We start from the raw sequence: 404 nt of genomic DNA on the forward strand, positions 1-404 counted from the left end.
TCATAAGCACTTGTAGCAGGATTATAAACAAAATCCGATACAGCAGCTAAGGCATTGATAATTCTAAAATGTGTCGCTCCTGATGGAACATTTAAAAAACTCATTGGATTAAAAGCTGGTAATGATAAAGTACTTTCGTTTCTATCAACTGTTGCAGTTAATGTAAATGGAGCACTAAGAATACCATTAAAAGAAATGTTCTTATTAAAATCCAATCCTCTTAAATATTGAGGTTGTTGTGAAACCAAGACAGCTCTTTGTCCTCTGGCTTCTGAACCATCTTCAATATTTATTTTTTTCATAATAGCAGTTAATCTACCTGTAAATTGGCTATCAGTCATTTGTTTCATTAAAGCTGATAAAGCAATTCTAACAGATTTTCCTGCCATTGCACATGCTGCAAA

Annotated in this window: 1 pseudogene; it reads right to left on the reverse strand. The window is 32.9% G+C overall.

Annotation, left to right across the window (positions count from 1 at the left end):
* A pseudogene (locus M9Q43_RS14135) lies at positions 1-404 on the reverse strand (hypothetical protein); the annotation flags it as partial.

It is taken from the genome of Flavobacterium odoriferum (genome assembly GCF_025499515.1).
Taxonomy (GTDB): Bacteria; Bacteroidota; Bacteroidia; order Flavobacteriales; family Flavobacteriaceae; genus Flavobacterium; species Flavobacterium odoriferum.